Raw genomic sequence first — 26,237 nt, forward strand, 5'->3', positions numbered from 1 at the left:
ACATATTCTTTTCCGAGCAGTGCTGCCGCCTCAGGCGCCGCGCCCGGGGACAAAAAAGCCCGGCACTGATGTCCGGGCTGGGAATGTAAACGCAGACCGTTAGCGAGTCAGATCATCGAAGAACTTTTTCACCCCATCAAAGAAGCTCTTTGAACGGGGGCTGTTGTGTTCACCGGTCGGGCCGCCGAAGCTGTCCTGCAGCTCCTGTAGCAGGGTTTTCTGTTTCTCATTCAGCCCTACCGGGGTTTCTACAACTACCCGGCACAGCAGATCACCCTGAGCGCCACCGCGCACAGATTTAACCCCTTTACCGCGCATGCGGAACAGTTTGCCGGTCTGGGTTTCAGACGGCACTTTCAGGTTCACGCGGCCATCCAGGGTCGGCACTTCGATTTCACCGCCCAGGGCAGCCATGGTGAAGTTAATCGGCACTTCGCAGTACAGGTTATTACCTTCACGCTCAAAAATCGGATGCTGTTTTACCTGGACCTGAACATACAGATCGCCTGCCGGAGCCCCATGCTCACCCGCTTCGCCTTCACCGGCCAGACGGATACGGTCGCCGGTATCCACACCCGCCGGGATTTTAACCGACAGGGTTTTGTTCTTCTCAACCCGGCCATGCCCATGACATTTGTTGCACGGATCTTTGATAATCGTACCGCGTCCCTGGCAGTGCGGGCACGCCTGCTGCACGGTGAAGAAGCCCTGGCGCATCTGAACCTGGCCGGCACCGTGACAGGTGGGGCAGGTCTGGGGCTTGGAGCCCGCTTTCGCGCCGCTGCCGTGACAGACATCGCACTCTTCCAGGGTCGGGATACGGATCTCTTTAGTAACCCCACGCACGGCTTCTTCGAGGGTTAGCTCCATGTTGTAGCGCAGATCGGCACCACGGGATGCGCGCTGGCGGCGTCCGCCACCGAAAATATCGCCAAACACATCGCCAAAGATATCGCCAAAATCAGCGCCGCCGCCAAAACCACCGCCGAAGCCGCCACCGCCCATGCCGCCCTGCTCAAATGCCGCATGGCCGTACTGGTCGTAGGCTGCGCGCTTCTGATCGTCGGTGAGGATCTCGTAGGCTTCTTTTACTTCTTTAAATTTGGTTTCGGCGTCTTTATCTCCCTGGTTACGGTCCGGGTGATATTTCATTGCCAGGCGCTTATAGGCCTTTTTAATTTCACGCTCTTCTGCGGTTTTTGAAACGCCTAAAACCTCGTAGTAGTCTCTCTTCGCCATCTCTTCTATCTGCCCTTTAGAGCCTGGTGCCAGGCATAGTAGTTGCTGCCAGTATTACCCGGAATGCCTGAACCGGTATTGCTAACGATATGTTTCTGGAGGGAATGGCATACCGGGGTGCAAGCTGACAATTCAAAAGCCTGTATCCGGCTCCACATGCGTGCACGGGCGTGGAGGAAAATCCTCTACGCCCGTGCCAGTTATCTACCCTGCATCAGGGCGATTATTTTTTGTCTTTAACTTCTTCAAACTCAGCATCAACAACATCGTCGTCTTTGCCTGCGCTCGCCTGCTCAGCGGAACCGCCAGCCTGCTGCTGTGCGTGCTGCTGCTGAGCGATCTCCATCAGTTTCTGGGAGGCTTCAGCCAGCGCCTGGATTTTCGCATCGATATCGGCTTTATCTTCACCTTTCAGCGAGGTTTCCAGTGCAGTCAGCGCGGCTTCGATAGCGGTTTTGTCATCGGCTGGCAGTTTATCGCCCGCTTCTTCAACCTGCTTACGGGTGCTGTGCAGCAGATGGTCGCCCTGGTTACGGGTCTGAACCAGCTCTTCGAATTTACGGTCAGATTCAGCGTTAGCTTCTGCATCCTGAACCATTTTTTCGATCTCTTTCTCATCCAGACCGGAAGAGGCCTTGATGGTGATCTGCTGCTCTTTACCGCTGTTTTTATCTTTCGCGGAAACGTGCAGGATACCGTCAGCATCGATGTCGAAAGTTACTTCAATCTGCGGCATACCGCGCGGCGCAGCACCGATACCGTCCAGGTTGAACTGACCCAGAGATTTGTTATCGGACGCACGTTTACGTTCACCCTGCAGCACATGGATGGTTACCGCAGACTGGTTGTCTTCAGCAGTAGAGAACACCTGGCTGTGCTTGGTCGGGATGGTGGTGTTTTTCGCAATCAGCGCTGTCATCACACCGCCCATGGTTTCGATACCCAGAGACAGCGGGGTAACGTCCAGCAGCAGAACGTCTTTAACTTCACCAGTCAGAACACCGCCCTGAACCGCAGCACCGATAGCAACGGCTTCGTCCGGGTTCACGTCTTTACGCGGCTCTTTACCAAAGAATTCAGCCACTTTCTTCTGAACCATTGGCATACGAGTCTGACCACCAACCAGGATAACGTCGTTCACGTCAGACACAGACAGACCGGCATCCTGCAGAGCAACTTTCAGCGGCTCAATGGAACGGTTAACCAGGTCTTCGACCAGGCTTTCCAGTTTGGCGCGCGTTACTTTGATGTTCATGTGTTTCGGACCGGTGGCATCTGCAGTGATGTACGGCAGGTTCACGTCGGTCTGCTGAGCAGAAGAGAGCTCGATCTTGGCTTTTTCAGCGGCTTCTTTCAGACGCTGCATAGCCAGCGGGTCATTACGCAGGTCAATGCCCTGATCTTTCTTGAACTCTTCTACCAGGTAGTTAATCAGACGGCTGTCGAAGTCTTCACCACCCAGGTGGGTATCACCGTTGGTTGCCAGCACTTCGAAGGTTTTTTCACCGTCAACTTCGTCGATTTCGATAATAGAGATATCGAAAGTACCACCGCCCAGGTCATAAACCGCGATAGTGCGGTTACCCACTTCTTTGTCCATGCCGTAAGCAAGGGCAGCAGCGGTCGGTTCGTTGATAATACGTTTTACTTCCAGACCGGCGATACGGCCAGCGTCTTTGGTTGCCTGGCGCTGCGCATCGTTAAAGTAAGCCGGTACAGTGATAACCGCTTCAGTTACCGGTTCACCCAGGTAATCTTCCGCCGTTTTCTTCATTTTTTTCAGCACTTCAGCAGAAATCTGCGGCGGTGCCATTTTCTGGCCTTTCACTTCCAGCCACGCATCGCCATTGTCTGCCGCAACAATTTTGTACGGCATGATAGATACGTCGCGCTGCACTTCTTCGTCCTGGAAGCGACGGCCAATCAGGCGCTTGATCGCAAACAGGGTATTCTGCGGGTTTGTCACCGCCTGACGTTTAGCAGGCTGACCAACCAGAATTTCACCGTCCTGGGTATATGCAATGATAGAAGGCGTGGTGCGATCGCCCTCGGCGTTCTCCAGTACACGCGCAGTAGTGCCATCCATGATCGCTACACAAGAGTTGGTTGTACCCAGGTCGATACCAATAATTTTACCCATCTAAACGTCTCCACTAAAAATTTGTCACTGTTGTGATTATGAACCTGTAATAGGGGCGAAACCCGGTGGTTTCAAGCGCCCTGAGATTGTTTTTTTCAGGTTCACTCACTGCGTTGACTAGAAGATGGGGTCGCCGGGCGACGCATCAAGGGGGCGGGGGTAAATTTTTTTCACCGGTATCTGTTTTCCCCGGTTAACACCAGAAGTCAACCCCGCGCCGGTAACCTCCCCCTCAGGCTCCCTGTGTATGAGGCGCCCGGCGGCCCCCCCATACACAGTGTGATCGACAGTCAGCAAACCCACACAATAATTCGCTCCCCCGCCATACGGCAAAAACACAGTAATAATATCGGAAATATCCGTTTCTACCCGTTTTGATCATAGACAGCGTACTTATGCCTGATTATGATGCCGCGCCCTGATGCCACCTGACCGGCGCCGGGGTTCATATTCAGTAACTAAGACAATCACTTTTCAGAGGACTTCATGGGCAACACATCGTTGGCTAATCCCGCTCCCCTGGGCCTGATGGGCTTTGGCATGACCACCATTCTGCTCAATTTGCATAATATTGGCCTGTTCCCGCTGGATGGCATTATCCTGGCAATGGGTATTTTTTATGGCGGTATCGCACAAATCTTTGCCGGACTCTTAGAATTTAAAAAAGGCAACACTTTCGGCCTGACCGCCTTCACCTCATACGGCTCGTTCTGGCTGACTCTGGTCGCCATTCTGCTGCTGCCGAAAATGGGCCTTGCGGATGCGGCCAATGGTCATTTCCTCGGCGTGTATCTGGCTATCTGGGGGGTCTTCACCCTGTTTATGTTCTTTGGCACGCTGACCGGCCCGAGGGTATTACAGTTTGTCTTCCTGAGCCTGACGGTGCTGTTCGCCCTGCTGGCGGTGGGCCACCTGGCTGATAATGAAAGCATCGTGCATATTGCGGGCTGGATTGGGCTGGTATGTGGCGCCAGTGCTATCTACCTGGCGATGGGTGAAGTGCTCAATGGTCAGTTTGGCCGTAGCGTGCTCCCCATTGGTGAAAAACACTAAGCCATACCCAACATCATAAGCGGAGCCTGGCTCCGCTTTTTTATGCCCTGCGGTTAGCTCCGGCGGGCACTCTTAGGCCGGAAAGCGGCAACCACCGCCTCATGGGTTTCAATATACGGGCCATCCAGCAGCTGGATACAGTACGGCACGCTGGCAAAAATCCCCTGCACCAGCACTTTCCCCTGCGCGTCTTTAAGACCTTCCAGCGTCTCCTGAATTGCCTTCGGCTGGCCGGGTAAATTAAGAATAAGCGCCTGTTTGCGAATCACCCCCACCTGGCGGGATAAAATGGCGGTAGGCACAAAGTGCAGGCTTATCTGGCGCATCTGTTCGCCGAACCCGGGCATGTGGCGGTCGGCTATCGCCAGGGTGGCATCCGGGGTAACGTCGCGCCGGGCCGGGCCCGTACCGCCGGTGGTCAGTACCAGATGGCATCCCATCTCATCAACCAGTTCACAGAGCGCCTGTTCAATCAGCGGCTGCTCGTCCGGGATCAGGCGGGTTTCCAGTTCGAAGGGGGTAGAAAGAGCGCTGCCAAGCCAGCTTTCAAGAGCGGGGATGCCTTTATCCTGGTAAACACCGCTGGAGGCGCGGTCAGAAACAGAAACCAGACCAATGCGTAATGTATTCATAGCTATTCCGATAAATCAGGGGTTCATAGCCAATGATACACGCTGGTGCGGCGGGCAAACAGGAGGTTAATAACACGATGGCCGGAAAGCCCGGCCATCGTCACAGGGTTACAGCAGGTCGCCAACCATTTTTTCCAGTTTTTCCTGGTCAATGGCAAACTTGCGGATACCGTCCGCCAGTTTTTCTACCGCCATCGGATCCTGGTTGTGCTGCCACAGGAACGCAGACTCTGTCATCCGATCCGGGCGGGCTTTCACCTCACCGGCAAATGCCAGTTTGCGCTCTACGGTGCCTTCGCTTTCAGACAGCGCTTTCAGCAGTGCCGGGGCGATAGTCAGGCGATCACAGCCCGCCAGTTCGAGGATCTCGTCAACGTTACGGAAGCTGGCGCCCATGACCACAGTTTCATAGCCGTGTTCTTTATAGTATTTGTAGATCTCGGTAACCGAGATAACGCCCGGATCTTCATGACCCGCGTACTCTTTCTTGTCGGTGTTGGCTTTATACCAGTCCATGATGCGCCCCACAAACGGGGAGATCAGGTAGACACCGGCTTCCGCACAGGCGCGCGCCTGAGCAAAAGAGAACAGCAGCGTCAGGTTACAGTTGATGCCTTCTTTTTCCAGCTGTTCAGCAGCGCGAATGCCCTGCCAGGTGGAAGCCAGCTTGATAAGAATGCGGTCATTGCTGATACCGGCATCGTTATACATCTTGATCAGGCGTTTAGCCTTGGCAATGCTTGCCTCAGTGTCGTAAGAGAGACGCGCGTCCACCTCAGTAGAGATACGACCCGGGATCAGTTTGAGGATTTCCAGACCAATATTTACCGCCAGACGGTCAGTTGCATCAACAACCTGCCGGGCGCGATCGCTGCTCTGGCTACGGGCCCAGGCAACAGCGTCATCAATCAGTTTACGATATTCAGGAATCTGAGCAGCGTTAAGGATAAGAGAAGGGTTGGTGGTGGCATCCTGCGGCTGATACAGCTTCATGGCAGCGATGTCTCCGGTATCAGCAACCACGGTAGTGAGCTGACGTAAGGAGGTCAATTTATCCATCATAATAGAGATTCTCTTCAAAACGACGTGTTAGGGAGATGTAACCGGTCTTAGGGCGATGATAGCACGCCGCGCATGAGGTGCAACCACCGCATCATGCGCTGACGATGTGCTAGAATCGCGCGCCAGTCTACGTGATAACGGATGTCACATAACCCCGCTCCCCGCCATAACCGGCCAGGACGCGGATTTTCGGGAGCACAATGAAGGATTTTTTGTACTTTATCAGTGAGATTCTCTGGGGGTCACTGGTCACATTTTTACTGCTGGGCACCGGGCTATGGTTCACCATCCGCACCGGGTTTGTGCAGTTTCGCTATTTCCGCCAGACGCGCGAGAATCTGAAAAAAAGCACGATACCCCGCCCCCACGGGATCACCGCATTTCAGGCACTATGCACCGGGCTTGCTTCCCGGGTGGGCAGCGGCAATCTGACCGGGGTGGCGCTGGCTATCTCAGCAGGCGGCCCCGGGGCCGTATTCTGGATGTGGGTCGCCGCCCTGATCGGCATGGCGACCTGTTTTGCCGAGTGCGCCCTGGCCCAGGTCTATAAGGTAAAAGATGAGCACGGACGCTACCGGGGTGGCCCGGCCTGGTATATCGAGCGCGGGCTCGGTATGCGCAAAATGGGGGTGTTGCTGGCGATTTTTCTGCTGCTCGCCTTTGGCGTTGTGTTTAATGCGGTACAGTCCAGCACCATTGCCAATGCCCTGCATCAGGCATTTTCCGTTCCGCGCCTGGGGTGCGGCATTGCTGTTGCCGTGCTCTGCGGCCTGGTCATTACCCGGGGAATGCAGGGGGTGGCCCGGGTTGCCCAGTGGCTGATGCCGCTGATAGCGGTAGTGTGGATCGGCACCGGGCTGATTGTGCTTATCAGCCATCTGGATAAGGTGCCATATATGCTGACCACCATCGTCCGGGGCGCTTTTGGCTGGCAAGAGGCGGCAGCGGGCACCGCCGGATACACCCTGAGCCAGGCCTTAACCAACGGTGTGCAGCGCGGCCTGTTCTCTAACGAGGCGGGCATGGGCTCCACACCGAATGCGGCGGCGGCGGCGGCAAGCTGGCCCCCCCACCCTGCCAGCCAGGGTTTTGTGCAAATGGCCGGGGTGTTAATTGATACCCTGCTGATCTGCTCGGCTACCGCGGCGATAATTCTACTGTCCGGCGTGGGGGACAGCCCCAACGGCGAAGAAAACGGGATTATCCTGGTCCAGCAGTCGCTCTCTCACCTGACGGGCCCCTGGGCCGGGCAGTTTATTGCGATTGTGGTGCTGCTGTTTGCCTTTACCTCCATCATTGCCAATTACGCCTACGCGGAAAACAATCTGGTCTTTCTCCGCCTGGGCTCCCGGGGCAAAATATGGCTACTGCGGCTGGTGGTGCTGGGGATGGTGGTGCTCGGCTCGGTCAGCCAGATTACGCTCGTCTGGCCGCTGGCGGATGTGATTATGGCTCTGATGGTCTGCATTAACCTGATAGCGATTCTGATGCTCTCCCCGGTGGTGCGCGCGGTAACAGCAGACTATCTGCGCCAGCGTAAACTCGGGGCCGTGCCTCATTTTGATCCCCACCGCTTCCCGGAGATAAGCCACTATATTGAGTCTGACGTCTGGGAAAGCAGACCGCCGCGCTAGCGCATTTTCCGATTGTTATCATTGGCCCTGCCCGCGGCGAAATTTGCTACAGTGGGGCCAGTCTCATTCAAAGGAATTTCTATGCTAATCCTGATTTCGCCTGCCAAAACCCTGGATTACCAAAGCCCGCTTGCCACCACCCGTTTTACCCGGCCTGCGCTGCTGGACTACTCGCAGCAGCTGATTAACGTGGCGCGCAGTCTGTCTGAGCCGCAAATTGCCACCCTGATGGGTATCAGCGATAAGCTGGCGTCGTTAAATGCCACCCGCTTTCACGACTGGCAGCCGGATTTTACGCCGGACAACGCCCGCCAGGCGATCCTCGCCTTTAAAGGGGATGTGTACACCGGCCTGCAGGCCGAAACCTTCAGCGATGCGGATTTTGATTTTGCCCAGCGCCACCTGCGTATGCTTTCCGGCCTGTATGGCGTGTTGCGCCCGCTGGATCTGATGCAGCCCTACCGGCTGGAGATGGGGATCCGGCTGGAAAACCCGCAGGGCAAGGATCTGTACAGCTTCTGGGGGGATGTTATCACCACCACGCTGAACAGCGCGCTGCAGGAACAGGGGGACGATGTGGTCATTAATCTGGCATCGGACGAATATTTCCGGGCAGTCAAACCGGCAAAACTGCAGGGCAGGATCATTAAACCGGTCTTTCTCGATGAGAAAAACGGCAAGTTTAAGGTCATCAGTTTTTACGCCAAAAAAGCGCGCGGCCTGATGAGCCGCTATATCATCCAGAACCGGCTCACCTCGCCGCAGCAGCTCACCGGGTTCGACAGCGACGGCTATGGCTTTGATGCCGCCGCATCCACAGACAGTGAGCTGGTGTTTAAGCGCTACGAGCAGCGCTGAACCCGCGGTTAGCGGCGGTGGTTACCGCCCCCTTTACCGGGCTTGCCGGGTTTACCGTTATGCCCGGGCTTCCCGTGGTATCCTGGCTTGCCATTATGCCCGGGTTTACCATGATATCCGGGTTTACCGTGCGGGCGCGACGGTGCTTTCCAGCGGTGCGGCGGTTTATGCGGGTGCCATTTATTGTTGCGCCACTGGTAGTGACGGTTCCACCAGTCACGATCCCGCCAGTGGCCACCATCCCAGTAGTGACCATAGTGATCGCGATCGCCAATTTGCAGCTTAATGGCCGGCAACAGGGTGATTTCATCAGCCTGGGCAACGCCCACGGTGCCCAGCAGCAGAGGAATAATAAGAAGCAGGGGCTTAAACATAGTTCACCTCTTTATAGTATTGTCTTCGCCTTACAGGCTGTAGGTGAATCATATCAGGCCTGCCAGGATTGATAATACTCTGCTGTCTGAATCTCCACGCGAACGCATGTTATGAGAAGTTATCCACTATTCCTGCCAGTTATCTCCACATTCTCTTCATGATCCCGGCAGATCTTTACGCTGATTTACCAGAAATCAGGCGGCAGTCAAAAAGATTCATCACATTTAGCCGTGAGGGCTAAAACCTTTTCCCAAAAGTGTGGTTTTGGCGAATAGCGATTCGCAGGCGCTTTTAGTTCGGGCATATGAACGCCCGGTGAACGGGTTCCGCTCCCCTACGATGGGCACTCATATGTTGTGTGCGGAACCTGGTCGCGTTCCAGGAGGGGGGACCGGCCCCCTCCTGGAGACCTCGCCGGCCCGCGGTCAATCGCCGCTGCGCGGTTCGCTGCAACTCCGGCTTGCTCTGGCGGACCAGTCAGGATTCGGCATCCATGCCTCAACCTTCCTTCTGGCTGCCATCCTGGCAGCCAGTCCTTGAGCCGCACCTGCGTTTTCGCCGATTGCCTTTATGCGGGGGTTTAACACCCTCGCGGCCATTAACTGACATTCAGCGGCATTTCAGCCGCTGAAACTGTGTTGTTTTACCGCAGGGGTTTTCCAGTCCCGCGTAAAAGAAACTGGCGGCGCGAAGCTGAAAAGACCAGGGTGGCGGCCCGGATGGCCGCCACAGGGAGGGCTGAGACAGGATGTCGAATCCCGACCGGACCGCAGGATTGAGGCGCAGCAGAGCGTATCGCGCAGCGACAGTTTCCCCGCGGGCCGGGGGTATCCCTAAAGGGGAATCGGCATTCCCCTTTAGGACGCGACCAGGTTCGGCTGCCACAAAGAAATGCCGGGGATCGGGGAGCGGAACCCGCTCACTGAGCGGACATATTCCGGATCATATAACCCCCCGCAAGCGGGGGTTATCAAAAGCAACCATCAGTAATTAGCGGTTAGCCAGCAGGAAAGCACGTAACCCGGCAAAATCTGCCGCCAGCTGATGGGACAACAGCGGCAGGTCAGCACGCTCCGCCAGCGCCTGCGGCAGCGTCAGCGGCTGGCCGAGGATCTCCTCAACGCTTTCTTTAAACTTCGCCGGGTGCGCCGTACCAAGGAACAGCCCGTACTCACCGGGCTCCAGTTGCCCGTTCAGGGCATGCCAGGCAATGGCCGCATGGGGCTCAGACACATAACCCTGGCGGTTCAGCTCGCGCATGGCCTCTTTGGTGGTCTCATCATCCACCGTAGCGGATCCCAGCTCATTCAGGCGCCAGATCTTACGACGGAACAGCTCTTCAACCCGGGGCCAGTTATTGGGCTGGCTGACATCCATGGCGTTGGACAAGGTGGCCCGGGTCGCGTGGGGTGCCCACTCACCGGTGGCTAAAAAGCGCGGTACTGTATCGTTGGCATTCGTGGCTGCAATAAAGCGCTTCACCGGCAGGCCAAGGGATTTTGCCAGCAAACCGGCGGTCAGATCCCCGAAGTTACCGCTGGGAACAGAGATAACCAGCTGGTTACGCGCCTCCTGGGGTAACTGGGCGACAGCTTCAAAGTAATAGCAAATCTGCGCCAGCAGACGGCTGATATTGATAGAGTTTGCTGAGTTGAGCCCCAGCGCCTGTTTCAGCTCTTCGTCATCAAATGCCTGTTTTACCAGCGCCTGGCAGGCATCAAAATCGCCATCAATGGCGACGGTTTCAATATTTCCGCCCAGGGTACAGAACAGTTTTTCCTGCAGCGGGCTTATCTTGCCACGGGGGTAGAGAATCACCACGCGCACGTTTTTCATACCGTAAAACGCATGCGCAACCGCAGCCCCCGTATCCCCGGAGGTGGCCGTCAGGATAGTTACCGGCTTGTCGCCGCTGATATAGTCCAGCATCTGAGCCATAAAGCGGCCGCCAAAATCTTTAAATGCCAGGGTCGGGCCGTGAAACAGCTCCAGGCAGCCGATGCTGTCTGAAACCTTCGCCACCGGCGCCGGAAACGCAAATGCGGCCCGCACCCGGGACGCCAGCTCACTTTGCGGGATCTCATCGCCAATGAATGCGCTGAGAATTTTCGCGCTGCGGGTGACGAAATCGTCGTTAAGCATCTCGTCGATTGCCGAGAGTTCAAACTCCGGCAGCTCATGAGGGAAAAAGAGCCCCTGCTGTGTCCCCAGCCCCTGCGTCACCGCCTGAGCAAAACTGACCTGTTCGTTATGATCTTTCAGATTGTAGAGTTTCATGCGTTATCCCAGTACCCGTGCGCCCGCCGTATCCAGACGGCAAATATGAACAAAGCCTTCCTGATTTTGCAGATAGTGTTGTTGTAACCAGCCCGCCACCCGCTGTGCGGCCTGCGGATCATCGCAAACGGCAAACAGCGTAGGCCCGGAACCGGAGATCCCGCAGGCCAGCGCCCCCAGCTCCAGCGACGCCTGGCGCGCATCGCCAAAGCCTGGCAGTAATTTTGTGCGGTAAGGTTCGGCTATCACATCCTGCATCAGCCTGGCCGCCAGAACCGGCTGGCCGGTGTGGCAGGCGTGAATAAACCCGGCCAGGTAGCGCCCGTGGCGGATGCAGTCCTGGCGGCGATACTGTGCCGGTAAAATGGCCCGGGCCTCAGCCGTTGAGACTTTAATCCCCGGATACGCCATCACCCACAGCCAGTCATCAAACCCCGGAACCGGCTGGCTGATAATGCCGTTCTCTTCCAGCATCAGCTGCATACCGCCCAGAAAACACGGCGCCACGTTATCGTAGTGAACGCTGCCGGAGATCCGCCCTTCCAGCTCCCCCATCATGGCCAGCAGGCGGTTATCATCCAGAGGTTTGCCGCAGAATTCGTTCATCGCCATTAATCCGGCGACCACCGAGCAGGCGCTGGAGCCAAGCCCGGAGCCAATCGGCATATTTTTCTCAAGTTTCATGGCAACCGGCAGGGTTTTGCCTATTTCCTGGCAAAAGCGCTCCCAGCACTGATAGACAATATTTTCCCGGGGATTGTCAGGCAGCTTGCTCACAAAGCGCCCGGCATTTTCCAGGCTAAAGGTCTCTGCGGCCTCAACGCTGACACAATCCCCCAGCAGGGTGCCATCGACCGGCGAAACCGCCGCACCCAGCACATCAAACCCCACGCTGACATTGCCAATTGAGGCCGGGGCATACACTTTGACCATGTTAAACTCCTAACTTCCATGACAGGGTACGCAGCAGGTCAGCGAATACCCCGGCGGCGGTGACATCATTGCCCGCGCCATAGCCGCGTAACACCAGCGGCAGTGGTTGATAATAGTGGCTGTAAAACGCCAGCGCGTTTTCGCCGTTTTTCACTTTATACAGCGGATCGTCACCGTCTACGGCGGCAATTTTCACCGAGCAGGCCCCCTGCTCGTCGATAGCCCCCACATAGCGCAGCACTTTGCCCTCATCCCGGGCCTGTGCCACCCGTGAGGCAAAAGCGTCATCCAGCTGTTCCAGGCGGCCCATAAAGCTGGCCACATCGCCGCTGGCATCAAACTCTGCCGGTAACACCGGCTCAATGGCAATATCAGACAGCTCCAGCGCCAGGCCGGTTTCGCGGGCGAGGATCAGCAGCTTACGCGCCACATCCATCCCGGACAGGTCATCACGCGGATCCGGCTCGGTGTAGCCCATCTCCCGGGCAAGGGTGGTGGCCTCGCTCAGGCTCCTCCCCTCGTCGAGCTTGCCGAAAATAAACGACAGCGAGCCCGACAGGATCCCGGAGAATTGCAGCAGCTCATCCCCGGCGCTCAGCAGGTTTTGTAAGTTTTCAATAACCGGCAGCCCGGCACCAACGTTAGTGTCATAGAGGAATTTACGCCGTGAACGCTCCGCCGCATTACGCAGCCGGTGGTAATAACGCAGGGAGGAGGTGTTGGCTTTTTTATTCGGCGTGACCACATGGAACCCTTCTTCCAGGAAATCCGCGTACTGGTCCGCCACCTCCTGGCTGGAGGTACAGTCAACAATCACCGGGTTGAGCAGGTGATACTCTTTCACCAGCCGGATCAAACGCCCGAGGTTAAACGGCTCCCTGGCCTGATCCAGCTCGTCCTGCCAGTGCTCCAGATCCAGCCCGTGAACACTGGTCAGCAGTGCCCGGGAGTTCGCCACCCCGCACACCCGCAGATCGATATGTTTTTTCTTCAGCCACGCCTGCTGGCGCTTAATCTGGGCCAGCAGCGCGCTGCCCACACCGCCAACACCAATTAAAAAGACCTCAATCACCTGGTCGGTGTTAAACAGCATCTGGTGGGTGACGCGCACGGCAGTGGTCGCCTCGTCGTTATTCACAACAACGGAGATAGAGCGCTCTGAAGAGCCCTGGGCAATGGCCACGATATTGATGTTGGCCCGGGCCAGCGCGGCAAAAAACTTAGCGGAGATCCCGCGCAGGGTGCGCATTCCGTCACCCACCACGGAGATAATCGCCAGCCGCTCCACGATCGATACCGGCTCCAGCAGCCCCTCTTTGAGTTCGAGATAAAACTCCTCCTCCAGCGCGCGGGTCGCGCGCAGACGGTCACTCTGCGGCACACAAAAGCTAATGCTGTATTCGGAAGAGGACTGGGTGATCAGTACCACGGAGATCCCGTTGCGGGACATGGTGGCAAATACCCGGGCCGCCATGCCTACCATGCCCTTCATGCCCGGGCCGGAGACACTGAACATCGCCATGTTGTTCATGTTGGTGATGCCCTTCACCGGCAGGCCGTCTTCATCGCTGCTGGCGCCAATCAGGGTGCCGGGAGCCTGGGGATTACCGGTATTCTTGATAAGGCAGGGGATCTGGAACTGAGCGATGGGGGAGATAGTGCGGGGGTGAAGAACTTTAGCGCCGAAGTAAGAAAGCTCCATGGCCTCCTGATACGACATGGACTTCAGCAGCCTGGCGTCCGGCACCTGGCGCGGGTCACAGGTATAAACGCCGTCCACATCCGTCCAGATCTCACAACAATCGGCCCTCAGGCAGGCCGCCAGGACCGCCGCAGAGTAGTCAGAGCCGTTACGGCCCAGCACCACCAGTTCCCCCTTCTCGTTACCGGCGGTAAACCCGGCCATCAGAATAATATGGCTGGCGGGGATCTTACTGGCCTGAATACGGCGGGTAGACTCCGCAATATCGACGGTGGATTCCAGGTAATGGCCGGTCGCCAGCAGTTTTTCTACCGGATCAATGGCGCTGACCTGGTTCCCCCGGGCCTGTAGCAGTGCCGCCATGATAGCAATTGAGAGCTTTTCACCCCGGCAAATCAGAGAGGCGTTGATGCTGTCCGGGCACTGACCAAGCAGGCTGATGCCGTGCAGGATATGTTTGATCTGGGCAAACTCCTGCCCGACCAGGTTTTTCATGCTGGCAAGGGGGAAACCCGGCTGAGCCTCGGCGAGGCCTTCGAGCAACTCCGCAAAAATACGTTCAGCATCACTCAGATTGGTCAGTGCGTCCTGGCCGCTGATGGTTTTTTCAATCATCGCGACCAGATGGTTGGTGATTTTAGCCGGGGCAGAGAGCACGGTGGCAACCTGTCCTTGTCTGGCATTGTTTTCCAGAATGTCGGCAACCGCGAGAAAACGCTCCGCATTGGCCACTGACGTACCGCCGAACTTCAACACTCTCATGTGAATCCCCTTAAACTCATGTCTAAAACCGGTACTTAAAAAAAAAGCCCGCACTGTCAGGTGCGGGCTTTTTCTGTGTTTCCTGTACGCGTTAGCCCGCCCCGTTACCTGTGGTAATGGTGGTGGTTGTAATGATGGTGGTCATCAGGCCAATGCGGATCATGGATGTTGTGTGCTCTCAAAAAGAATTGACTATATTGGTTAAAGTATCTGCCGACTGAAGTCAACGAAAATCTGATTTCCGCCACAAAATCGTATTTTTCATAGATACCTAAAACAGCGCTAACAGGCAGTTAAAATTGCTAAAAATACCACCATACCCCGCCAACATCAGCGCAATATGGCCCATATAATCAGCATATTATTTCAGGATCTTTTTTTCGATATCATGCAGCAACCGATGCAGCATGACCGTGTCGCGCTGCCCCAGAACGCCGAGCCGCTGTTGCAGCCAGTCGCTGAGTTTCTGGTCGTCGCTGACCTCCAGCGTGGTCAGCAGATTATCCATCCGCTGGCGTAATGCCCCTAATTGTTGTGCATCTACTGCGGGGCTTTGCGGCGCGGCGACCCGCATCAGCGACGAAAGCTGATAGCAATACACCATCACTGCCTGGCCAAGGTTCATAGACGGGTAGTCCGCCACCATGGGAACGCCGGTCAGAACATCTGCCAGCGCCAGCTCGTCGTTGGTCAGCCCCGCGTCCTCACGCCCGAACACCAGCGCCGTGGAGCCAACCCAGTGCTGTTTTTCTTCCAGCAGCCCGACCAGCTCCTCCGCCGTGGCGTAGTAGTGAAACCGGCTGCGGCTGCGGGCGGTGGTGGCAATGGTGAAATCGATATCCGCCAGCGCGGTTTTCAGATCGGGAAAGGTGCGGATGGCATCCAGAATATCGCCAGAGCCATGGGCCACCCAGCGGGCCTGGGGCTGCAGGTGGGCCTCACTGTCCACAATGCGTAAATCGCTGAACCCCATTGTTTTCATCGCCCGGGCCGCCGCCCCGATATTCTCTGCTCTGGCTGGCGCCACCAGGATAATGGAAAAACGCATATTTTTTAAACCCTCTGTCACCTGCCTGACGCGTCCGGGTGGCGATATAATTCGCGTCATAAATTTACCTGGAAGCAACAAGCAGGGCACTGTTCTACTACCATAACAGTTGAAATTGTCTTCACCGTGATGATATTAAACGCAATAGAAACATATTATGATTTTTTCTATATATGATTGTTTATCATGGACAAATCGAGGGGTATTTTCGCATACTTTGCCCGCTGATTTGATTTTTTATCGTCACCCGCCCTGTGGTGGAAAGTTAAAAAAATGTGACTTAGGCTAGCAATGCGCTACGATGATTTCATCAAACTGTTAACGTGCTACAATTGAAATTGATATATGTCAACGAAGCATAGTTTTATTGGGCGTCTGAACCGACTCAGCCTGTTATGTTGCTGTTAAAATGGTTAGGATATTAGCCGTTTTTGACACCGTCGGGTCTAAAGGGAACGGTACCCACGACCAAGCTAATGATGTTGTTGACGTTGATGGAAAGTGCATCAAGAACGCAATTACGTACTTTAGTCATATGTTAGGCCGCGCATGTTAATTCACAGCATGCATCAGGCAGGTCAGGGACTTCTGTACTTCCTGTTTCGATTAAGTTGGCAATTTTAGGTAGCAAACATGCAGACCCCTCACATTCTTATTGTTGAAGACGAGTTGGTAACACGCAACACGTTGAAAAGTATTTTCGAAGCAGAAGGCTATGATGTCTTTGAAGCGACTGACGGCGCTGAAATGCATCAGATCCTCTCTGATAACGATATCAACCTGGTGATTATGGATATTAATCTGCCGGGTAAAAACGGATTACTGCTGGCCCGCGAACTGCGCGAGCAGGCAAACGTGGCGCTGATGTTTCTGACCGGCCGCGATAATGAAGTCGATAAAATCCTGGGTCTTGAAATCGGCGCAGATGATTACATCACCAAACCGTTCAACCCGCGCGAGCTGACTATCCGCGCCCGCAACCTGCTGTCCCGCACCATGAATCTGGGCACCACAGGCGAAGAGCGCCGTTCCGTTGAAAGCTACAAGTTCAACGGCTGGGAGCTGGATATTAACAGCCGCTCACTGATTAGCCCTGCGGGCGAACAGTACAAACTGCCGCGCAGTGAATTCCGCGCGATGCTGCACTTCTGCGAAAACCCGGGCAAGATCCAGTCCCGTGCGGAACTGCTGAAGAAAATGACCGGTCGCGAGCTCAAGCCCCATGACCGTACTGTAGACGTGACCATCCGCCGTATTCGTAAGCATTTCGAATCCACGCCGGATACGCCGGAAATCATCGCCACTATCCACGGTGAAGGTTACCGGTTCTGCGGCGATCTGCAGGAATAATCACCCCTGCACCGTCACACAAAAAAGGCCGGGTAACCCGGCCTTTTTTTATCTGCGCTGATCACTCCTTCCAGGGCATAATCGGCACCGCGCTCAGCGCGTTTTTCGGTGAACCATCCACCACCTTATCGGAATAGGCCAGATAGGCCAGCGCATTACGTTTCGCATCGTAGAAACGCACCACCTGGAGCGTTTTGAAGACCATCGAAATGCGTTTCTGGAACACCACTTCGCCCTGCGCCTTCCCGGCTTTTATCTTCGGGCTCAGTTCAACCGGCCCCACCTGCTGGCAGGAGATCGCCGCATCGGCAGTATCTTCCGCAAGGCCCAGCCCCCCTTTGATACCACCGGTTTTCGCCCGGCTCAGATAGCAGGTCACGTTCTTAACATCGGGGTCGTCGAACGCCTCCACCACGATTTTATGATCCGGCCCGATCATCTTAAAAACCGTATCAACAGAGCCGATCTGCTCGGCGCTAACTGACTGACTTACCAGTAAAAAAGCCGCAGACAACCATAAGATTTTTTGTTTCATATTATTACCAACGCTCATTATTTAAGCGATTATTTCACGGGATTTCATAAAAATCGGTTTATTATCACATTATTAATTATTAAATAGTATTGCAGGGTTTGAAGCGCACATCTTGTTAAAAAAAACTCTCAAACCGGTAACAACAAAAAATGCTATGATCGAAACCTGGTTATGAGTCTGAGTTAGCAGGATGGGAATATTATATGGATCAAGCTGGAATTATTCGCGATCTACTTGTCTGGCTCGAGGGCCATCTGGATCAGCCACTCTCGCTGGATAACGTGGCCGCAAAAGCAGGTTACTCCAAGTGGCACCTGCAACGTATGTTTAAAGATGTCACCGGGCAAGCTATTGGCGCTTATATCCGCGCCCGCCGGTTGTCAAAAGCGGCCGTGGCCTTGCGCCTGACCGCGCGCCCTATCCTGGATATCGCCCTGCAATACCGTTTCGACTCCCAGCAAACCTTCACCCGGGCCTTTAAAAAACAGTTTGCCCAGACCCCTGCCCTGTACCGCCGCAACCCGGACTGGCTGTCATTTGGTATCCGCCCGCCGATCCGCCTGGATGACTTTACCCCTCCGCAGCCACAGTTTGTTACTCTGCCGGAAATGCACCTGCTGGGTGTAACTCAGAACTATAGCTGCTCCCTGGAGCAGATAAGCCAGTTCCGCAGCGATATGCGCATCCAGTTCTGGACCCAGTTCCTGGCAAATGCGCCGTCACTGCCCCCGGTACTGTATGGCCTGCATGAATCACTCCCCAGCCAGGAAAAAGACGACGAGCAGGGGGTGCTCTACACCACGGCCCTGACACCGGAAATGGCCAACGGCCATATTCCCCAGGCCCAGCCCGTCCTGCTGGAAGGCGGGGATTATGTCCAGTTCACCTACGACGGCCCCGCCGATGGTCTGCAGGCGTTTATTTTGCTGATTTACGGCACCTGCATGCCAATGCTGAACCTGAACCGGCGTAAAGGGCTGGATATTGAGCGCTTCTTCCCGGCCTCTGAGGCGAATGTTCACGATCATCAGCGCAGCATCCGCTGCGAATATCTGATTCCGGTGAAAAGTTAACGCTGCAGTTCATCAAGCGCCGGGGCGTCCAGATGGGAGACGTCTCCGGCGGTTTCCACAATCCAGCCATTAGCCAGCCAGGCACTCTGCTGAAAATCGACCCGGGAAATCGAGCAGTTACGCAGCCGTAACCGGCGCTCTGCCCAGGCCGGTAGCCCTAGGATCGTGCTCACCAGGCAGCCCAGCGCCATACCGTGGCTCACCAGCAGCGGCTTGCTCCCGGCGGGAAGCGCCCGGCAGGCATCCAGCGCCGCGTGCATCCGCAGGCTCACCTCCAGCATCGACTCCCCTTGTGGAATGCGCCCCTCCGGGTTGCCGTTTACCAGCTGGCGCCGCCACTGCTCTTCTTCCTGCGTGAGCGTGTCCAGATTACGCTGCTCCAGCACCCCCATATTCAGCTCGCGCAGCCGGGCATCCGCTATCACCTCGCAGCCGCAGGCCCGGGCGATAATCTCCGCCGTGCGCCGGGTGCGCCCGAGATCGCTTGTGATCACATGGGTGATGCCGTAATTGCGGACCCGTTCAGCCACCTGCCAGGCCTGGCGTTCCCCCACCTCGGTTAGCGGGCTGTCTGACTGTCCCTGAATGCGGCGTTGCGCATTCCACTGTGTTTCGCCGTGGCGAACAAGATATACCTGTAGCATATTGTGATCCGCTATACTGCCCTGATATCAAATAAGTGAGTGTAGTGATTATGTACCACATTATCTCCGCCACCAAAAACCCGGCGAAAATTCAGGCAATTCTGCAGGGGTTTGAAGCGGTGTTCGGGGCAGGATCCTGCCATATTGAGGCAGTAAGCGTCGGGAGCGGCGTCCCGGAACAGCCAATTGGTGATGCGCAAACGCGCCAGGGGGCCCGCCAGCGGGTGATTAACGCACGTCAGGTTAAACCGGAGGCCGACTTCTGGGTCGCCATTGAGGCGGGTATCGATCAGGGAAGTACCTACAGCTGGGTGGTGGTGGAAAACCACAGCCAGCGCGGTGAGGCCCGTTCGGCCACCCTGCCCCTGCCGGAAAAAGTCCTGGCCCGGGTCATGGAAGGTGAAGCGTTAGGCCCGGTGATGTCCGCGCTGACCGGTATCGAGCAGATTGGCCGCAAAGAAGGGGCAATAGGTGTCTTTACCGCAGGCGCGCTGACCCGCAGCAGCGTTTATCTTCAGGCGGTGGTGCTGGCGCTCAGCCCGTTTCATAACGCCATCTACCGCTGATGGGCGGCAAGCACCTTTTCCAGCCAGGCCCGCAGATCCGGCGGCGCTGATTTCAGGCTATTTGAACCGCGGGTAATGGTCGCAATGCCCGCCCCCAGCTCGCTTTTCAGCTCGCGCTGGCTCATCTCGCCGCGCAGCAACTCTTCAATAATACGCACCCGGGTGCCAAGGGCGGTGCGCTCGTCCGGGGTCAGCATCAGGGTCAGAAATGGCAAAGCCTGCTGGTCAGCAAAGGAATCCCGCAGCAGATCCACAAAGCGCAACCACTCCTGGTGGCTCTGCTCGGCCTGTTCTGCGGAATAAGGGGAAGGTTGAGTCATGTTATGCCACCGTACTATTCAACAAGTACAGCAGCATAACATATTCACGGACAAATCAATAACGGCGCTGCCACTCCGCGTCTGTCATGAGCGTGGTATTGCCCCCCATGAAGTAGCGATAGTATGCGTCGTAGGCCAGAACATTCTTCACATATCCCCGGGTTTCTGAGAACGGAATACTTTCAATAAAGGCCACGGCGTCAATGCGCCCGGCGCTGTTGCCAAGCCAGGTGCGCACCCGCCCCGGGCCTGCGTTATAGGCCACAGACGCAAAGATCCGGTTATTGCCGAACTGATCGATAACATACTGCAGGTAGCTGGTGCCGAGGTTGATATTCATCTCCGGATCCAGCAACTGGGACTGGCTGCTATAGCCCGGAATACTGAACATCCTGGCCGTATGCTGGGCGGTGGCGGGCATCAGTTGCATCAGGCCGCTGGCCCCCACCGGCGAGCCGATTTTCGGGTTCCAGGCGCTTTCCTGGCGGGCTATCGCCATCGCATAACTGACAGAGACCGCTTTGCCGCTGGTGTAGCGCTCAAACAGGTTCTTATAGGCCAGGGGGAAGCGCTCGCGCAGGTTATCCCACAGCTTACCGGCGATGGTGGCCTGCACACTCAGATCCCACCAGCCGCGGTCCAGAGCGTAACTGGCCAGCGCCCCCTGCTCATCTTTGCTGCGGCTGGCAATATAGCCGGACCACTCGCCGCGCGCGGTGTTATCCAGCCCCCAGTACATCAGCTCGCGAATGCGCGCCATCTCCGGCCCCTGCACCAGCGCCGGGTTCACTTCCGGTGGCTTATTGATATACAGGGTGTACTCTTCACCCAGCTTCTGGGCGGCGGCCATCGGGTAAAATCCGCGTTTTTTCATTAACTCACGCAGAATAGCCTTACCCTCGTCATCACGCCCCTGCTCCAGCAGCAGATCGGCCTGCCAGTATTGCCATTCGTCTTTTTGTTTATCATCCATGGGCAGGCGGGCAATCCAGGTATTCAGGCCCGCGTGATCGCCGGTTCCCAGCGCCATGCGGATACGGCGCTCAATCAGCGATGCGTCATCCGAGCGCATCACCACATCATCACGCCAGCGTGCCTGCTCGCTGGTCGCGTCGTTCCCCATCAGCCGCCAGGCCACGACTTCATGCAGTGCCTGGGCCTGCTTGTCGGTGAACTGCTGGGCCTGAATCAGCGACGGTAACATCAGCCGGGCATTTTCCGCATCCTGGCGGGCCACACTGGCAAATGCCGCGATCACCGCATCCCGGGAGAAGTCTGTGGCCGGTACTGCGCGGGCAAAGCTCATCACGCTGTTGGGGTTACCGGCTAAAGAGACCAGCGGTGCCGAGAGCGACTGGTATCCGGGGGGCATATCGCTGGCCAGGCGGGAAACCAGGCTGGTATTGCCCTGCTTTATCGCCAGGCGGATCCGCTCCAGATACTCCTGCGGCTGCTGGTTACCGGAGGTGCGCCAGCTGGCAAACAGAGACTCACAGGCAGCGGGCATATTTTTGCCGGTGGGCCACAGGGTTCTGGCCCCTGCCCAGGCGGCCTGCCCCTGGCCGGTGCTCCATTTTGCGTAATAGAAATTACATTTTGCTTCCGTTGCCGGGGGTGGCTCCGGGCTGAAGGCCAGCACGCCGTTCCAGTCCTGGCGGCGGGCCAGCTCGTTAACAAAGCGTGATTTCAGCGAGCGCGCCAGCGGGAGCGTCGGGTTCTTCTCAATAAACTGCGCCACGCCAATGGTGGTTTCATTGGCTAAATCGTCTGTCAGCTGGCGGTATTCCAGGTACGGGTAGAGTGGGTAATCACGCAGGGTGGGCATCAGTTGCGCGACCACATCCATCTGGCGGTTATCCCAGGCCTGTTTTACTTGTGCGTAGCGGTTACGCTGCTCATCCAGTGAATCCGCCCGGGCAACCTGATTAAGCGTTAATACACACACCCCGGCGGCCAGCGCGCGCCACATTATCTGTTTGGCTTTCCCCACAACGACTCCTCGATTCAATTGATCACATCGCGGCCTCATGCCGCCGTCATCAAAAACTTATTTTATGCTAACTGTCCCGCTCCGCAGACGCCATGTTGCGCGCACAATTTTACGATTTCGCCGGGTCATTAACGCTTTGGGCTGCGCTGGCTGGGATTCAGGCAGGAAAACGGCTACACTTCGCCTGGTAAAAAATCATCATCTCATATCACGATATAAAGAGGCGAAGTCGCAACGTGGCTCAATTCGTTTATACCATGCATCGCGTCGGCAAAGTTGTCCCGCCGAAGCGACATATTCTGAAAGATATCTCTTTAAGTTTCTTCCCGGGCGCAAAAATTGGCGTTCTGGGCCTGAACGGCGCCGGTAAGTCTACCCTGCTGCGCATCATGGCGGGTATCGATAAAGATATCGAAGGGGAAGCACGCCCTCAGCCTGGTATCAAAATTGGCTACCTGCCTCAGGAGCCTCAGCTGAATAAAGACCATACAGTGCGCGAATCCATCGAAGAGGCGGTTGCCGAAGTGGCAGGTGCCCTGAAACGCCTGGATGAGGTGTACGCCCTGTATGCAGATCCGGATGCGGATTTCGACAAACTGGCCGCCGAGCAGGGGAAACTGGAAGAGATTATCCAGGCCCACGATGGTCACAACCTGAACAACCAGCTGGAGCGTGCGGCGGATGCGCTGCGCCTGCCCGAGTGGGATGCCAAAATCGGCAACCTCTCCGGGGGGGAACGCCGCCGGGTCGCCCTGTGCCGCCTGCTGCTGGAAAAACCAGACATGCTGCTGCTCGACGAGCCCACCAACCACCTGGATGCGGAATCCGTGGCCTGGCTGGAGCGCTTCCTGCACGACTTCGAAGGCACCGTGGTTGCCATTACCCACGACCGTTACTTCCTCGATAACGTGGCGGGCTGGATCCTCGAACTGGACCGTGGCGAAGGGATCCCCTGGGAGGGTAACTACTCCTCCTGGCTGGAGCAAAAAGATCAGCGCCTGGCCCAGGAAGCCTCTCAGGAAGCGGCACGCCGTAAATCCATTGAGAAAGAGCTGGAGTGGGTGCGCCAGGGGGCCAAAGGCCGCCAGTCCAAGGGCAAAGCCCGTCTGGCACGCTTTGAAGAGCTTAACAGCGTGGATTACCAGAAGCGTAACGAGACCAGCGAGCTGTTTATTCCGCCGGGACCGCGCCTTGGCGACAAGGTGCTGGATGTGGAAAACCTCACCAAGTCCTACGGTGACCGGGTGCTGTTCGATAACCTCTCCTTCTCGGTGCCTAAAGGGGCGATTGTCGGGATTATCGGGCCGAACGGTGCCGGTAAATCCACCCTGTTCCGCATGATTACCGGCGCTGAGCAGCCGGATTCCGGCACGATCACCCTGGGTGAAACGGTGAAACTGGCCTCAGTGGATCAGTTCCGCGACGCCATGGATGACAAGAAAACCGTCTGGGAAGAAGTTTCCGGCGGGCTGGATATCATGAAGATCGGCAACTTTGAACTGCCAAGCCGCGCCTACGTTGGCCGCTTTAACTTCAAAGGCACCGACCAGGGCAAACGGGTGGGTGAGCTGTCCGGCGGTGAGCGTGGCCGTCTGCACCTGGCGAAACTGCTGCAGGTGGGTGGCAACATGCTACTGCTCGATGAGCCCACCAACGATCTGGACGTAGAAACCCTGCGCGCCCTGGAAAACGCCCTGCTGGAGTTCCCGGGCTGTGCGATGGTTATCTCCCACGACCGCTGGTTCCTGGACCGTATCGCCACCCATATCCTCGACTATCAGGATGAGGGCAAAGTGGAGTTCTTCGAAGGTAACTTTACCGAGTACGAAGAGTACAAGAAACGCACCCTGGGCGCAGAAGCCCTGGAGCCGAAGCGTATCAAGTACAAGCGCATGACCGCCCGCTAAGCGTACTACCCCCTTCCCTGCGGAAGGGGGTTATCTGCCTTCCGCCAGCCACCTGATTTTACCGGTGACATTACCCGCCCGCCGCTGACGTGTTCCCGTAAAAATGGGTCAGCCCGTCGAATTGCAGTGCAAACTCCACATAGCTCGCCAGTGCAGGGGCATTCAGCTTGCGCCCCGGATAGACCAGATACAGATCATTGCCCTGAACGGACCAGCCCTCCAGCACCGGAGTCAGCAGCCCGCGCTCAACCTCGTTGCTCAGCAGGAATGCCGGTAACAGGGTGATCCCGCCCCGGGCGATGGCGGCCTCTCTGGCATACAGCAGGTTATCCGTCAGATGGGTGCCGGGAATGTCGTAGCGGTAAAACTGCTGATCCCGCTCCAGTACCCACTCACGCCAGGCCTGATGACCAATACACTGGTGGTTAGCCAAATCCCGGGGGTGGACCAGGGCGGGGCTGCGGGCCAGATAGTCCGGGGACGCCAGCAGAAAGCGCGGGCAGTGACCAATAAACCGGCCAATCAGGGAGGAGTCCTGCGGCTTACCGGTTCGCAGCGCGATATCAAAGCCATCCTGAATCAGATCGCGGATATTATCCGACACGCTGACATCGAGCGTCACATCCGGATATTGCTGATGAAAGGCCGTATTCAGCCGGGCCAGCAGCGTTGCGCCAATGCCCGCCGGGCAGGTTATCCGTAACCGGCCACTGGGGTTATCCCGCAGGCGCTGAATGGCGTAGTCGGCCCGCTCGCTGGCGGCCATCATCTCCCGGCAGTGCACCAGATAATGCTCCCCGGCGAAGGTCAGATTCAGCTGGCGCGTGGTCCGGTTCAGCAGGCGGATCCCCAGTTGCTGCTCCAGCTGGCTAATGCGCTGGCTGACGCTGGACTTCGGCAGCCCGGCTTTGCGGGCGGCGGCAGTGAAGCTGCCGCACTCTGCCACCAGGGCAAACAGCGCCATATCCTGAAGTTGTCGGAACATGATTGTTCGCCTCATATAAACAGTGAGTTCCTGATTGTCCATCTTATCACTTAGCGGCCACGCGCATAGACTAGGCTTTACTGAACCCGCCCATCCGACAACGGGTATGACAAATTAAAGAGGTATTCCCATGACTGTGAAAGCTGTTGCCGTTAATCCGCAATCACCGGCTGAATTTATCGAAATCGCCCTTCCGGTTCCGCAACCGGGGGAATATGACCTGCTGGTCGAGGTGAAAGCGGCCTCCGTAAACCCGGTGGATACTAAAGTTCATGCGGGGTTACGTAAAAATGGCCTTCAGGAGCCACGCATCCTGGGCTGGGACGCCAGCGGCGTGGTGATTGCCACCGGGGAGAAGGTGACAAATTTCGCCCCTGGCGACGAGGTGTACTATGCCGGGGATATCACCCGCTCCGGCAGCAATGCCAGCCAGCAGCTGATCGACTCCCGTATTGTGGGCCACAAACCGGCAACCCTCGGCTGGGCCGAATCTGCCGCCATTCCCCTCACCGCCCTGACGGCCTGGGAAGGGCTGTTTGAGCGGCTGAATATTCAGCAAGCGGGTGCCGATAAAACCCTGCTGATTATCGGCGGGGCCGGTGGGGTGGGCTCTCTGGCGATCCCCTTCGCGAAGCTGCACAGTAACGTGAAAATTATTGCCACCGCCTCCCGGCCAGATTCCGCCCAGTGGTGCCTGGATCGCGGGGCCAGTCTGGTGGTGAATTACCACGATCTCCCGGGAGAACTGGCGAAAAATGGCCTTAAGTATGTGGATTATATTTTCATCCTCAACGACACCGACGGCCACTGGGATGCGGTCTGCCAGGTGATTGCGCCACAGGGCCATATTTGCAGCATCGTGGAAAATGCGCACCCCCTGGACCAGAATCTCCTCAAGTCCAAATCTGCGGCCCTGCACTGGGAATTTATGTACACCCGCAGCATGTATCAGACCGCCGATATGGCACGCCAGGGTGAGATCCTCAATGAGGTGGCAAAACTGGTGGATGCGGGAAAAGTGCGCAGTGCGCTGAGCGATACCCTGCACGGCCTGAGCGTATCAACCCTGACACAGGCCCATAAACAGGTTCTGGAAGGCCACATGCGCGGCAAAGTGGTGATTGAATACTGAGTCTGACAGCCCGTGGTTAC

The 26,237-nt window shown here is 56.6% G+C and carries 23 protein-coding genes, 1 pseudogene and 1 other annotated feature; of the genes and pseudogenes, 8 read left to right on the forward strand and 16 right to left on the reverse strand.

Annotated elements, in window-relative coordinates; translation table 11 throughout:
• Window positions 1–99: 99 nt before the first annotated feature.
• Both dnaJ and dnaK read right to left on the reverse strand, forming a co-directional pair.
• Complete coding sequence (dnaJ, locus tag EBL_RS16155; protein ID WP_002464174.1) at window positions 100–1,239, reverse strand: molecular chaperone DnaJ; 1,140 nt, start codon at window positions 1,237–1,239, stop codon at window positions 100–102.
• Window positions 1,240–1,462: 223 nt separating this feature from the next.
• The gene (gene dnaK / locus EBL_RS16160) at window positions 1,463–3,379 is read right to left on the reverse strand and encodes a molecular chaperone DnaK (protein WP_002464175.1); all 1,917 of its coding nucleotides are present in this window, start codon (window positions 3,377–3,379) and stop codon (window positions 1,463–1,465) included.
• Window positions 3,380–3,865: 486 nt separating this feature from the next.
• On the opposite strand from dnaK, the gene satP reads away from it, so the two are divergent.
• Window positions 3,866–4,432, forward strand: coding sequence for an acetate uptake transporter (satP, locus tag EBL_RS16165; protein WP_002464177.1), 567 nt, complete (start codon window positions 3,866–3,868; stop codon window positions 4,430–4,432).
• Window positions 4,433–4,485: 53 nt separating this feature from the next.
• Here satP and mog read toward each other — a convergent pair whose 3' ends face one another.
• Together mog and tal are read right to left on the reverse strand one after the other, a co-directional pair.
• On the reverse strand, window positions 4,486–5,064 hold the full coding sequence (mog, locus tag EBL_RS16170; protein WP_002464178.1) for a molybdopterin adenylyltransferase: 579 nt from the start codon (window positions 5,062–5,064) through the stop codon (window positions 4,486–4,488).
• 108 nt (window positions 5,065–5,172) lie between these two features.
• Window positions 5,173–6,126 (reverse strand): transaldolase, encoded by a 954-nt coding sequence (gene tal, locus EBL_RS16175; protein WP_002464180.1) that lies wholly within the window; start codon window positions 6,124–6,126, stop codon window positions 5,173–5,175.
• Between the two features lie 200 nt (window positions 6,127–6,326).
• Between tal and EBL_RS16180 the strand changes: the two genes are divergently transcribed.
• Window positions 6,327–7,760 (forward strand): alanine/glycine:cation symporter family protein, encoded by a 1,434-nt coding sequence (locus tag EBL_RS16180; RefSeq protein WP_002464183.1) that lies wholly within the window; start codon window positions 6,327–6,329, stop codon window positions 7,758–7,760.
• Window positions 7,761–7,841: 81 nt separating this feature from the next.
• Window positions 7,842–8,618 (forward strand): peroxide stress protein YaaA, encoded by a 777-nt coding sequence (gene yaaA, locus EBL_RS16185; protein ID WP_002464185.1) that lies wholly within the window; start codon window positions 7,842–7,844, stop codon window positions 8,616–8,618.
• Between the two features lie 8 nt (window positions 8,619–8,626).
• Here the strand turns inward: yaaA and EBL_RS16190 are convergent, their stop codons facing one another.
• From EBL_RS16190 to yjjY, 7 genes and pseudogenes are all read right to left on the reverse strand, one after another.
• Window positions 8,627–8,992: a DUF2502 domain-containing protein gene (locus tag EBL_RS16190; RefSeq protein WP_002464187.1), complete on the reverse strand. Its 366-nt coding sequence runs from the start codon at window positions 8,990–8,992 to the stop codon at window positions 8,627–8,629.
• A gap of 991 nt (window positions 8,993–9,983) precedes the next feature.
• Window positions 9,984–11,270: a threonine synthase gene (gene thrC / locus EBL_RS16195; RefSeq protein WP_002443988.1), complete on the reverse strand. Its 1,287-nt coding sequence runs from the start codon at window positions 11,268–11,270 to the stop codon at window positions 9,984–9,986.
• A 3-nt stretch (window positions 11,271–11,273) separates the two neighbouring features.
• On the reverse strand, window positions 11,274–12,203 hold the full coding sequence (gene thrB / locus EBL_RS16200) for a homoserine kinase (RefSeq protein WP_002443990.1): 930 nt from the start codon (window positions 12,201–12,203) through the stop codon (window positions 11,274–11,276).
• 1 nt (window position 12,204) lies between these two features.
• Window positions 12,205–14,667: a bifunctional aspartate kinase/homoserine dehydrogenase I gene (gene thrA / locus EBL_RS16205; RefSeq protein ID WP_002443992.1), complete on the reverse strand. Its 2,463-nt coding sequence runs from the start codon at window positions 14,665–14,667 to the stop codon at window positions 12,205–12,207.
• Between the two features lie 37 nt (window positions 14,668–14,704).
• Window positions 14,705–14,823, reverse strand: a sequence feature (Thr leader region).
• Window positions 14,759–14,830 carry a thr operon leader peptide gene (gene thrL, locus EBL_RS20655; RefSeq protein ID WP_071840856.1) on the reverse strand — a complete coding sequence of 24 codons (72 nt, stop codon included), beginning with the start codon at window positions 14,828–14,830 and terminating at the stop codon, window positions 14,759–14,761. Its footprint overlaps the feature before it by 65 nt.
• A 198-nt stretch (window positions 14,831–15,028) precedes the next feature.
• Window positions 15,029–15,715, reverse strand: coding sequence for a tRNA/rRNA methyltransferase (locus EBL_RS16210; protein WP_002443995.1), 687 nt, complete (start codon window positions 15,713–15,715; stop codon window positions 15,029–15,031).
• Between the two features lie 393 nt (window positions 15,716–16,108).
• Window positions 16,109–16,250 (reverse strand): annotated as a pseudogene (gene yjjY / locus EBL_RS20660) (YjjY family protein).
• Window positions 16,251–16,348: 98 nt separating this feature from the next.
• Between yjjY and arcA the strand changes: the two are divergent.
• Entirely contained in the window at window positions 16,349–17,065 is a 717-nt protein-coding gene (gene arcA, locus EBL_RS16215; protein WP_002443998.1) for a two-component system response regulator ArcA, read from the forward strand.
• A gap of 61 nt (window positions 17,066–17,126) precedes the next feature.
• On the opposite strand, the gene creA is transcribed toward arcA, so the two are convergent.
• Complete coding sequence (creA, locus tag EBL_RS16220; protein ID WP_002444001.1) at window positions 17,127–17,600, reverse strand: protein CreA; 474 nt, start codon at window positions 17,598–17,600, stop codon at window positions 17,127–17,129.
• Between the two features lie 203 nt (window positions 17,601–17,803).
• On the opposite strand from creA, the gene robA reads away from it, so the two are divergent.
• Entirely contained in the window at window positions 17,804–18,673 is an 870-nt protein-coding gene (gene robA / locus EBL_RS16225; RefSeq protein WP_002444003.1) for an MDR efflux pump AcrAB transcriptional activator RobA, read from the forward strand.
• Here robA and gpmB read toward each other — a convergent pair.
• Window positions 18,670–19,317 (reverse strand): 2,3-diphosphoglycerate-dependent phosphoglycerate mutase GpmB, encoded by a 648-nt coding sequence (gene gpmB, locus EBL_RS16230; protein WP_002444005.1) that lies wholly within the window; start codon window positions 19,315–19,317, stop codon window positions 18,670–18,672. The two genes, robA and gpmB, sit on opposite strands and share 4 nt — an antisense overlap.
• A 50-nt stretch (window positions 19,318–19,367) precedes the next feature.
• On the opposite strand from gpmB, the gene yjjX reads away from it, so the two are divergent.
• Window positions 19,368–19,883 (forward strand): inosine/xanthosine triphosphatase, encoded by a 516-nt coding sequence (yjjX, locus tag EBL_RS16235; RefSeq protein ID WP_002444007.1) that lies wholly within the window; start codon window positions 19,368–19,370, stop codon window positions 19,881–19,883.
• Here yjjX and trpR read toward each other — a convergent pair.
• Window positions 19,874–20,203 (reverse strand): trp operon repressor, encoded by a 330-nt coding sequence (trpR, locus tag EBL_RS16240; protein WP_002444009.1) that lies wholly within the window; start codon window positions 20,201–20,203, stop codon window positions 19,874–19,876. The genes yjjX and trpR overlap by 10 nt on opposite strands.
• A gap of 55 nt (window positions 20,204–20,258) precedes the next feature.
• The gene (gene sltY / locus EBL_RS16245; protein WP_002444011.1) at window positions 20,259–22,193 is read right to left on the reverse strand and encodes a murein transglycosylase; all 1,935 of its coding nucleotides are present in this window, start codon (window positions 22,191–22,193) and stop codon (window positions 20,259–20,261) included.
• A 236-nt stretch (window positions 22,194–22,429) separates the two neighbouring features.
• Here sltY and ettA point away from each other — a divergent pair, with 236 nt between their 5' ends.
• Complete coding sequence (gene ettA / locus EBL_RS16250) at window positions 22,430–24,100, forward strand: energy-dependent translational throttle protein EttA (RefSeq protein WP_002444013.1); 1,671 nt, start codon at window positions 22,430–22,432, stop codon at window positions 24,098–24,100.
• Between the two features lie 70 nt (window positions 24,101–24,170).
• Here the strand turns inward: ettA and EBL_RS16255 are convergent, their stop codons facing one another.
• The gene (locus EBL_RS16255) at window positions 24,171–25,085 is read right to left on the reverse strand and encodes a LysR family transcriptional regulator (RefSeq protein WP_002444016.1); all 915 of its coding nucleotides are present in this window, start codon (window positions 25,083–25,085) and stop codon (window positions 24,171–24,173) included.
• 130 nt (window positions 25,086–25,215) lie between these two features.
• Here EBL_RS16255 and EBL_RS16260 point away from each other — a divergent pair, with 130 nt between their 5' ends.
• Window positions 25,216–26,217, forward strand: a complete 1,002-nt coding sequence (locus EBL_RS16260; protein ID WP_002444018.1) for a zinc-binding alcohol dehydrogenase family protein — start codon at window positions 25,216–25,218, stop codon at window positions 26,215–26,217.
• Window positions 26,218–26,237 lie beyond the last annotated feature (20 nt).

The organism is Shimwellia blattae DSM 4481 = NBRC 105725, from assembly GCF_000262305.1.
Taxonomy (GTDB): domain Bacteria; phylum Pseudomonadota; class Gammaproteobacteria; order Enterobacterales; family Enterobacteriaceae; genus Shimwellia; species Shimwellia blattae.

Bases quoted from the DNA above. Each gene is read 5' to 3' on its own strand.
- tal (WP_002464180.1), bottom strand. From the start codon at position 6,126: ATGATGGATAAATTGACCTCCTTACGTCAGCTCACTACCGTGGTTGCT.
- EBL_RS16180 (WP_002464183.1), top strand. From the start codon at position 6,327: ATGAAGGATTTTTTGTACTTTATCAGTGAGATTCTCTGGGGGTCACTG.
- EBL_RS16255 (WP_002444016.1), bottom strand. From the start codon at position 25,085: ATGTTCCGACAACTTCAGGATATGGCGCTGTTTGCCCTGGTGGCAGAG.
- thrA (WP_002443992.1), bottom strand. From the start codon at position 14,667: ATGAGAGTGTTGAAGTTCGGCGGTACGTCAGTGGCCAATGCGGAGCGT.
- mog (WP_002464178.1), bottom strand. From the start codon at position 5,064: ATGAATACATTACGCATTGGTCTGGTTTCTGTTTCTGACCGCGCCTCC.
- EBL_RS16190 (WP_002464187.1), bottom strand. From the start codon at position 8,992: ATGTTTAAGCCCCTGCTTCTTATTATTCCTCTGCTGCTGGGCACCGTG.
- thrC (WP_002443988.1), bottom strand. From the start codon at position 11,270: ATGAAACTCTACAATCTGAAAGATCATAACGAACAGGTCAGTTTTGCT.
- satP (WP_002464177.1), top strand. From the start codon at position 3,866: ATGGGCAACACATCGTTGGCTAATCCCGCTCCCCTGGGCCTGATGGGC.
- dnaK (WP_002464175.1), bottom strand. From the start codon at position 3,379: ATGGGTAAAATTATTGGTATCGACCTGGGTACAACCAACTCTTGTGTA.
- yaaA (WP_002464185.1), top strand. From the start codon at position 7,842: ATGCTAATCCTGATTTCGCCTGCCAAAACCCTGGATTACCAAAGCCCG.
- EBL_RS16210 (WP_002443995.1), bottom strand. From the start codon at position 15,715: ATGCGTTTTTCCATTATCCTGGTGGCGCCAGCCAGAGCAGAGAATATC.
- trpR (WP_002444009.1), bottom strand. From the start codon at position 20,203: ATGACTCAACCTTCCCCTTATTCCGCAGAACAGGCCGAGCAGAGCCAC.
- creA (WP_002444001.1), bottom strand. From the start codon at position 17,600: ATGAAACAAAAAATCTTATGGTTGTCTGCGGCTTTTTTACTGGTAAGT.
- dnaJ (WP_002464174.1), bottom strand. From the start codon at position 1,239: ATGGCGAAGAGAGACTACTACGAGGTTTTAGGCGTTTCAAAAACCGCA.
- thrB (WP_002443990.1), bottom strand. From the start codon at position 12,203: ATGGTCAAAGTGTATGCCCCGGCCTCAATTGGCAATGTCAGCGTGGGG.
- EBL_RS16260 (WP_002444018.1), top strand. From the start codon at position 25,216: ATGACTGTGAAAGCTGTTGCCGTTAATCCGCAATCACCGGCTGAATTT.
- gpmB (WP_002444005.1), bottom strand. From the start codon at position 19,317: ATGCTACAGGTATATCTTGTTCGCCACGGCGAAACACAGTGGAATGCG.
- arcA (WP_002443998.1), top strand. From the start codon at position 16,349: ATGCAGACCCCTCACATTCTTATTGTTGAAGACGAGTTGGTAACACGC.
- yjjX (WP_002444007.1), top strand. From the start codon at position 19,368: ATGTACCACATTATCTCCGCCACCAAAAACCCGGCGAAAATTCAGGCA.
- robA (WP_002444003.1), top strand. From the start codon at position 17,804: ATGGATCAAGCTGGAATTATTCGCGATCTACTTGTCTGGCTCGAGGGC.